Origin of the sequence: Microcystis sp. LE18-22.4A (assembly GCF_027531105.1) — a bacterium.
GTDB lineage: Bacteria > Cyanobacteriota > Cyanobacteriia > Cyanobacteriales > Microcystaceae > Microcystis > Microcystis aeruginosa.
The window spans coordinates 1-7,184 of record NZ_JAPZRB010000423.1 but is presented as its reverse complement, the minus strand read 5'-3'; the positions used below and the strand labels follow the sequence as shown (position 1 = coordinate 7,184).

At 42.5% G+C, this 7,184-nt stretch carries 5 protein-coding genes; 1 reads left to right on the top strand and 4 read right to left on the bottom strand.

Annotation, left to right across the window (positions count from 1 at the left end; all coding sequences use genetic code 11):
- Positions 1 to 589 precede the first annotated feature (589 nt).
- Positions 590 to 1,390, top strand: coding sequence for a hypothetical protein (locus O9295_RS18695; protein ID WP_288034447.1), 801 nt, complete (start codon positions 590 to 592; stop codon positions 1,388 to 1,390).
- A 102-nt stretch (positions 1,391 to 1,492) separates the two neighbouring features.
- On the opposite strand, the gene O9295_RS18690 is transcribed toward O9295_RS18695, so the two are convergent.
- The 4 genes from O9295_RS18690 to O9295_RS18675 all read right to left on the bottom strand — a co-directional run bounded on the left by O9295_RS18690 (position 1,493) and on the right by O9295_RS18675 (position 7,107).
- Complete coding sequence (locus O9295_RS18690; protein ID WP_288034444.1) at positions 1,493 to 2,761, bottom strand: glycosyltransferase; 1,269 nt, start codon at positions 2,759 to 2,761, stop codon at positions 1,493 to 1,495.
- A complete protein-coding gene (locus O9295_RS18685; RefSeq protein WP_288034441.1) occupies positions 2,761 to 4,503 on the bottom strand; it encodes an ABC transporter substrate-binding protein in 1,743 nt (580 codons plus the stop codon). Before O9295_RS18685 ends, O9295_RS18690 begins: the two co-directional genes overlap by 1 nt.
- Before the next feature lie 418 nt (positions 4,504 to 4,921).
- Positions 4,922 to 6,061, bottom strand: a complete 1,140-nt coding sequence (locus O9295_RS18680) for a citrate synthase (RefSeq protein ID WP_002796663.1) — start codon at positions 6,059 to 6,061, stop codon at positions 4,922 to 4,924.
- A gap of 287 nt (positions 6,062 to 6,348) precedes the next feature.
- Positions 6,349 to 7,107, bottom strand: a complete 759-nt coding sequence (locus tag O9295_RS18675) for a Uma2 family endonuclease (RefSeq protein ID WP_288034438.1) — start codon at positions 7,105 to 7,107, stop codon at positions 6,349 to 6,351.
- Positions 7,108 to 7,184: the final 77 nt, after the last annotated feature.

Genomic DNA, 7,184 nt, shown 5'->3' with positions numbered 1-7,184 from the left:
TGACTGTGATTGTTGTGATTGTGTCATGGACTGTGATTGATTATTGATAAAAGGTTGCTGAATACAATATAATCATAGTATTCATTCAATCATTTCAATCACAGTTTAGACTGATGCTGTGATTGTGTCATGGACTGTGATTGATTATTGATAAAAGGTTGCTGAATACAATATAATCATAGTATTCATTCAATCATTTCAATCACAGTTTAGACTGATGCTGTGATTGTGTCATGGACTGTGACTGATTATTGATAAAAGGTTGCTGAATACAATATAATCATGGCTCTTCGGTTTGTGTTATGCAATGGACGGGGGTTATAAGGGATGGAACCCTTATAGAGAAAGGCATTTAGCGATTTTTGTCAATTGTTTTTGCTCTAGAGCGAACTAATCAATTAAGTCTCTTGCCAGATAAGGATTTAGTCGATTTATGCCCCCCTATCGAACCATACCAAGTAACGAAGAACCTCCTGTCTCCTGTCTCGGAGTCTCCTGTCTCGACTAGGAAATTAATTTTGCACGACTACTTAACAGCAAACCCTAATTAGCGATAAAATGGGTGTGATCTTCAAATCTGACCTGTTATATGACTAATCGCTTAGAAGTTGAGTCGGCTATTAAGCAACTGCCAGAAAGTGAAGTCCGCTCTCTGGCAAACTGGCTTCAAGACTATCTTGATGAGATGTGGGATAGACAAATTGAAGCGGACCTAGCATCGGGAAAATTAGATCGCCTCAGCGCTCAGGCGGAAGAGGATATTGCAACCAACAACGTCAGAGATCTCGATTTACCATTAATCATGGATGAACCGATAGATATTGAAGTAGTTCGCACTGAAGCACTAAGAAAGCTGGGTAGAAATATAGTTAATTTTTCAAAGATTGAAGGTACTTTAAAGTATCTACTTTCAGTGACTCAGAGCGAGGGATTATCAACATCAACTGGTAACCAGTTGGTTGACAATTATGAGAGATTTCGTAAGCACACATTAGGTCGCCTAGTTTGGAAATTACATGACACTGTGCTAGTTGATGATAGTCAGTCTGAAGCTCAACTAGACTCTTCTGAGTTAGGTATGTCTTTGTCATTTAAGGTTTCCTATAGTGACTCAGATTTCTTAAATGCTCAGAAACAGGCTCTCTTAGACATTGTGGCGGAACGAAACAAGTTGATTCATGAATATTTAGCGCCACTGGATACTAGCTCTATAGAAGACTATTACAAGTTAATCAGTCTTTTAGATGAACAAAACCCTCGATTATTAGCTCATCTTGAAGAGCTTGGGTGGATGCTAACCTCATGTATAGAGTTAGTAAAAGACCTTCAATCATTCATTAAATCACCAGACTTTCACCAGTTTATACACTCTAGCCAATCCGATGCCTAACAAGTGCGTGTACAGGGAACGGCGGCAGACACTATCGGTTATGATGCAGACAGTTGGTCACACCTTGCCCCTAGTAAAAACTTTTTCAGCAGACCCTAGCCATTATACCGATAGGACGGGTTGGCCGGTAGAAATGGCCTTTTCGACGATATCGGCGGCCATTTTCACTCCTCCAGTCTTCTGTAGTGCTTTTTGCATTTTCAGGGCATTTTCTCGGTAACTGGGGACGGATAACACCTTTTCAATGGCTCCTCGTAAACGGGGAACTTCTAGACGGGAAATCGGAATCACTTCCCCTGTACCCGACCATTTTATCCGAGCAGATACCCCCGGTTGGTCGTTAGCGATGGGAATGGCCACCATCGGTACAGCTTGCGCTAGGGATTCTAGGGTAGTATTTAAGCCTGCGTGGGTGATAGTAAGAGAGGCTCTGGTTAAAAGCTCTAATTGGGGAGCGTAGGGAACAACTAGGGCGTTTTTTGTCGTTATTTGAATGTTAGAGTCGGTGTTGCCCAAGGATAAAACTAATTGTACCGGCAAATCGGCACAGGCTTCGGCGATCGCATTAAAGGCCGATTGTAGGCGATTTTGAATTGTACCGAGGGAAGCATAAATCAAGGGTTGTCCGGTTAATTTTTCGTAGGGAAAAGGAATCGTTTTTCTGGTGGAGGAATCGTGAAAGGGGCCGGTAAAGTGAAAGTGAGCGGGTAAATTTTGCCGAGGAAACTCGAATTCGGCAGGTTGTTGGCTAATTTGGGCGATGGGTGAATAGCGTTGATTGATGTTTTGATAGGGAATTAACCCCCATTCTTGACGCTGCCGGTTGATTAACTCATTCAGAGGACGCGTCAGAGAGTCAAGCAGTTTATAGCCAATTTTATTGCGAATAACCCCGATAAATGAGGGATTATAGTCCCAAGTGGTGATAAAGGGCGGAATGAGCGGGTCACGATTGAAAACTAAAGCCGAACAAAAACTGATAAAGGGAATAGCTAATTTTTCTGCGATTGTACCTCCTGAGGGGGAGGCTTGATCGACAATTAGGGCATCAATTCCCAAGCGACGCATCTCTTGAGGGATAGTTTGAAAGAGAGTAGCTGTAGAATCAGTTACTAATTGTAGCGTGCGACGGGCGGCGGCTGTTCCCTGTAATTGACCAATTTCGGCTAAACTTTTGGCTGATGTGCCTTTCGGATATTTGTCGGGTGCAATTGCCTGAAAATCTAACCCGGCTGCTTGCACCATTTCTTCACCATCAAGAGTTAAAAAACAGGTAACTTTATGACCGCGTTTTTGTAACTCTTTTCCTAAAGGTAGAAGAGAATAAATATGTCCAGAGGTTGTAGGACAGAGTAAACCAAAATGAGTCATTAAACACCTCCACAGGTTTTCTTTAATTCTTCTAGATTCCAGAATGCACCACCCAAGGCGGAGAATTGTATTCCTTCAAAGCAGTTACGCACAGCCCCCAAAGCGAGGGGATTAACTAGATAAATAAACGGGACGTATTCCTGTTGAAGTTGTTGAATTTCATTATAGATAACTTTGCGCTTCTCAAAGTCTAATTCTTGGGAACCTTTGACGTATAAATCGGCGATTTTTTTCTCCCAATCCGCCGCTTGCCAGCCTTGAATCGGAGGGCTGCCGGGTTGAGGTTGTTGGTTAAAAGCGTGGAGATTTCCATCTACATACCAAATATTAGGGGCGTGGGGTTCATTATCGCCGGTAAAACCTAAAATATGTGCTTCCCAATCTAGACTATTACTTAGTTTATCAACTAAATTGCTAAAAGCGATCGCTTGAAAATCCACTTGAATTCCTATTGCGGCTAAATCATTTTTAATTTGTGCGCCAATTGCTTCCCGGATTTTGTTACCCGCGTTAGTAATCAGGTTAAATCTAACGGGATTATTATCGATATCGACTAGCAGATTATCACTATTATACTTAAATCCCGCCTCTAATAATAATTCTTTGGCTTTTTCGGGATTGTAATCGTAACCTTTCAGGGTTTTATCGTAAAAAGGCGATTGGATAGAAAGAAAAGAATTTTGTTCTTGTCCCAATCCTCGATAGATATCATCAATCATTCTTTGACGATTAATGCCGTAGGCAATAGCTTGGCGGAAATTTAAGTTATTAAACCACCTAGATTTAATTGGCTCTACTAGGGGTTTTCCGTCGCGTTTTCCTTGATTGAGATTAAAACCGATAAATTGGGTTCCGTAGGCAGGTCCCCCATTAAAAATAGTGAAATTTCCTCTTTCTTCTTCAGTTTTTAAGAGGGAGAAAAATTCGGGAGTTACCCCAATAGAATCTAAACTTCCCGAACGAAATTGCAGTAAAGTTGTATCCTGAGATTCAACAATTGCCCAAATTACCGAAGTTATATGAGGTAATTGTTGTCCACGGTCATCTTTTTTCCAATAGTAAGGGTTATTCTCAAAAATAATCCTTTGTCCCGTTATATATTCTTTTAGTTTATAAGCACCATTAAAAACAATTTGATCGGGAGGAGTATCTAACCCCCAAGTGGAGAGAAATTCTAACCTACCATCGGGGCTTTTTTTCTGAATAGTTTTTTCTAAAGCGTGTTTAGGTAAAATCGGTGAACTGACAGCATCTAAAAAAGGAGCAAAAGGTTCGGGGAGTTTAAATTCGATTCTGCGATTATCTAGTTTAGTGATAACTGGAAATTCTTTTTTTAATCCTATTCTTAAACTATCGCGGTAGTTGTTAGGAATATCAGGATTTAGATATAAGTCTTTATAGGTAAAAACCACGTCATCAACAGTTAAGGGTTGACCATCCGACCATTTTAAACCCTCTCTGATAGTAAAAATAATGCTCAAATTATCATCGGAAATTGTCCAAGATTCTGCTAACACCGGTTCTTTTTTGCCAGTAATGGGATTTTCTGTTAATAGTCCTTCGTAGGTTAAACCAAAAATATTCGGGGATTCGGCCGATAAAACAGCATTAAAGGTTTTTGGGTCACTTAATACCGATATGACCACTTGATTGCGTCTAACTTGATTACCACAAGCAGTTAGGGAAATCAGCAATAAACAAGAAATTAAAAATACCGTTAATCCCTGCCAAAATTTCACCATAATCTTTAATATTTTTCTGTCCGACTATCTAGAAGTAAAGACCTTGCCTTGCTATATAGGGTTTGCTGAATAAATCTAAAAACCTTGTTGGGTAAGACTTTTAGACTTTTTGTCAATCAAAAAGTACCAGGTATGGGAGTGATCAGGGGGAAAATCCCTGGACTTTTTCCCTAAAAATTAGGTAATTGGCCACCTCAAAACCGGTAAAACCCCACACCCCACACCCCACACCCCAAACCCTGCCCCCACCGAAAAACTTTTTCAGCAGACCCTATATACACCGAAACTGACCAAGCTGAAAGCCGCTGGACTGTTTCCTTGCCCCATCAATATAACAGGAAATGAGACAAAAAATCTCGCCTAGGAAAGATTGACAAAGGCGAGAAACCGTGTTTCCATCAAAAATATGAGATAAAATCTAAGAACGTTGTTCGATCGGTGTATAGGGGACTTCGTGTTCTCCTGTGTAGATTTGGGTAGGACGGAAAATGCGGTTAGTATTTAATTGTTCTTTCCAGTGGGCCAACCAACCGGCCACCCGGGAGATGGCAAAAATCGGGGTAAATAAGTCATTGGGGATGCCTAATTTCCGATAGACCAATCCCGAATAGAAATCCACATTAGGATAGATACCTTTTTCGCCGTAGATATCCACCATTGCCTGTTCTAATTCTAGGGCGATATCGTAGTATTCATCGGAACCTAATTCCGCGAATAATTGTTCAGCAAGGTTTTGTAAAATCGTCGCCCGGGGATCCTTAACTTTATATACCCGGTGTCCAAAACCCATAACTTTTTGTTTATTGGCGATACATTTTTCCACATAGGGACGAACATTAGCCACCGAACCGATTTCCTCTAACATTAACAATACTTCCTCGTTTGCCCCACCGTGGAGGGGGCCGGCGAGAGTTCCCACTGCTGAAGCGATGACACCGTAGGGGTCGGTTAAAGTGGAAGCCGTCACCATGGCCGAAAAAGTCGAGGCATTCATGGTATGTTCGGCGTGGAGGGTCAAACAGACATCGAAAACTTTCGCCGCTAAATCCGTTGGTCGTCTTTCCGTCAACATATAGAGGAAATTGGCCGCATAATCAAGACTATCGTTGGGCTGAATGGGATGATTACCTTTGCGAATTAATTGAAACGCCGCCACCATGGTGGGGATTTTCGCTAATAACCGCACCACTGCCTGACGGATATATTCGGGATTATCCAAAGCCCGACGGGCATAGTATAACCCTAAAGCCGCCGCCGAAGTTTGTAGCGCATCCATGGGATGGCCTTTTTCGGGGAAGCATTTCATCATGTCTTCGATACGGTACTTGATGCGTCGATGATAACGGATTTCATCGGCAAATTCGTCCAGTTCCGCCCCCGTGGGCAGAACACCCCAGATAAGGAGATAGGCGGTTTCGAGGAAGGTACTTTTTTCGGCGAGTTCCTCAATCCGAATGCCCCGATACTCTAAGATTCCCTTTTGCCCATCCACAAAGCTGATACTCGATTGGGCGGCGGGAATTCCTTCTAAACCTGGCCGATATTCACAAACTGTCATAGTTCTACTTTCCGTGGCGAAGATTAAGCCCTAACGCTAACTTACTTGATCTTTCCACCCTTACCGAAATTTTATAGAAATTCTTCGGTTCTGCCTCTCCCGTTCAGGATTGGGGAGAAGTGGACGGAAATTACCCCTATTTAGCGATTGCTTCGTCGATTTAGTCAACCCTGCCCTAGCGCATTTTTTCTGGGCTTACTGTTGCGACTCTAGCTAGAGGACTTGATATTTATCTACTTTCATTGTAGCGAGACTATCTCGATCGATTGAGCCGAGCGATAATTTTTTTAAGTTTCTTCGGGATTAATATTTAACTCCCGCAGTTTTGCCGCCAATCGTTCGGCCCGTTGCCGTTCCGCTTCCGCCCGTTGACTTTCCGTTTCGGCCCGTTGCCGTTCCGTTTCGGCCCGTTGCCGTTCCGTTTCGGCCCGTTGACTTTCCGTTTCGGCCCGTTGTCGTTCCGTTTCGGCCCGTTGTCGTTCTTCGTTGTAACTGGTGAAAGGTTGACCATCGGGATAATACAAAACTAACTCTGGTTCGGCTAATTGAAAACGAATGCCCAAGCGAGGACTTACCCAATTATCGAGATTTTCTAGACTTTCGAGCCGATTTTCCCGACGAATACAGCCGCCCAAATCATTTTTATCGGGATTATAAATGTAGTATTCTTCCACACCATAACGGTCATAAAACAGCAGTTTTCTGGTCATTTCCGTTGGGGTATTGCCCGGAGAGAGAATTTCAAAAACCACCTGCGGGGGGATATTGTTCTCTTTCCACTGTTGATAGGAACCTCTTTCTCCCTTGGGTCTGCCAAAAGCTACCATCACATCGGGTGCTTGCCGAGTCTTATTATCTCCCTCCACGGGATACCAGAGTAAATCGCCAGCGACAAAAACATCGGCATTATTGGCAAATAACCAGTCTAGATTCGATTTAATCGTCGTAATCCAGCGAAATTGTCTTGTATTATCGGCCATCGGTTTACCATCGCTATCGGGATAGACGATTGCGGTTTTCGGGCTGTCGTCGAGTTGTCTAACCATTGCTTAACCCTAGAATTTCGTCTTGGCTTCCTTAATAGTATAACTTTACTAGAAAAAATCAGAGCAAATATTTAGGG